Genomic DNA, 1714 nt, shown 5'->3' on the forward strand with positions numbered 1-1714 from the left:
CTCTCGGCAAGGCCACGTCGTGTCGTGGTCCCCCCGCCCCGCCCCCCGGTACACACCCGCCCCAGACATACGCATGCTGCTCTAGCACCCTGGCCAGAGTTAAGGATTACGTCAAGGCCGTTCCGTGCACTAGGCACCGATATGGGGGGTGTTGACGGCTATTCGGAAGCGTGACTGTGACGCATCGGGCACAGATCCTCCCCAACGCAGGAGGGCCCGGACAGTACCTGTCCGGGCCCAACCTCCCTACCGCTGAAGCTACTTCTCCCGCTGCTTGCGCCAGCGGATGCCCGCCTCGACGAAGCCGTCGATCTCGCCGTTGAAGACAGCTTCGGGGTTGCCCATCTCGAACTCCGTACGCAGGTCCTTGACCATCTGGTACGGGTGGAGGACGTACGAACGCATCTGGTTGCCCCAGGAGTTGCCGCCGTCGCCCTTGAGCGCGTTCATCTTGGCCTGCTCCTCCTGGCGGCGGCGCTCGAGGAGCTTCGCCTGGAGGACGTTCATCGCGGACGCCTTGTTCTGGATCTGCGAGCGCTCGTTCTGGCAGGAGACGACGATGCCGGTCGGCAGGTGGGTCAGACGGACCGCGGAGTCCGTGGTGTTGACGCCCTGTCCGCCGGGGCCCGAGGAGCGGTACACGTCCACGCGCAGCTCGGACTCGTCGATCTCGATGTGGTCGGTCTGCTCGACGACCGGGAGCACCTCGACGCCCGCGAAGGACGTCTGGCGGCGGCCCTGGTTGTCGAAGGGCGAGATGCGGACCAGGCGGTGGGTGCCCTGCTCGACGGAGAGCGTGCCGTAGGCGTACGGGACCTGGACGGCGAAGGTGGTCGACTTGATGCCGGCCTCTTCGGCGTAGGCGGTCTCGTAGACCTCGGTCTTGTAGTTGTGCTGCTCGGCCCAGCGGAGGTACATGCGCTGGAGCTTCTCCGCGAAGTCGGCGGCGTCGACGCCGCCGGCCTCGGCGCGGATGGTCACCAGGGCCTCGCGCGCGTCGTACTCGCCGGAGAGGAGCGTGCGGACCTCCATCTCGTCCAGCGCCTTCTTCACCGACTCCAGCTCGGCCTCGGCCTCCGCCCGGGCGTCGGCGTCGCCCTCGGCCTCGGCGAGCTCGAAGAGGACTTCGAGGTCGTCGATGCGGCCGCGCAGGGCCTCGGCCTTGCGGACCTCGGCCTGGAGGTGCGAAAGCTTGCTGGTGATCTTCTGGGCCGCGTCCGGGTCGTCCCACAGGGACGGCGCCGCTGCCTGCTCCTCGAGCGCGGCGATGTCCGCCCTCAGCGCATCCAGGTCCAGGACGGCCTCGATCGACCCCATGGTCGAGGAGAGGGACTTCAGCTCTTCGGAAATATCGACGACTGCCACGGGTCCAGCGTAACGGCTGGGCGGGTGAAGCTTGCCCTCACCCGGGAACCGGCCCGGGAAAGGGGCGCGCTCACCGTGCGCTCACGGGGTCGCCGGGGCCGAGTTCTCGCTGTCCTGGGGCGTCCCGTCCCCGTCGCCGCCGCCGGTGGCCAGCCAGCCGCCGACCGCGACGGCCGCGCAGAGCAGCACGGCGGCGGCACCCAGTGTGATGCGGCGCTTGCGGACGGACGCCGCCTTGTTACGGGCGGACCCGGGGCGGGGCTTTCCGGGGGCGCGAGGGGCGCGGGCCGTGCCGAGGGGGCCGCCCGCCAGCTCGTCCGGGGCCGGGACGCGCATGCTCGTGTGGGTG

General features: G+C 69.9%; 1 protein-coding gene and 1 pseudogene. Both read right to left on the reverse strand.

Annotation, left to right across the window (positions count from 1 at the left end):
* Positions 1-258: 258 nt before the first annotated feature.
* Positions 259-1365, reverse strand: coding sequence for a peptide chain release factor 2 (gene prfB, locus D3105_RS33620; protein ID WP_032775042.1), 1107 nt, complete (start codon positions 1363-1365; stop codon positions 259-261).
* 81 nt (positions 1366-1446) lie between these two features.
* Positions 1447-1714, reverse strand: a pseudogene (locus D3105_RS33625) (serine/threonine protein kinase); the annotation flags it as partial.

Source organism: Streptomyces globisporus (assembly GCF_003501885.1).
Lineage (GTDB): Bacteria > Actinomycetota > Actinomycetes > Streptomycetales > Streptomycetaceae > Streptomyces > Streptomyces globisporus_D.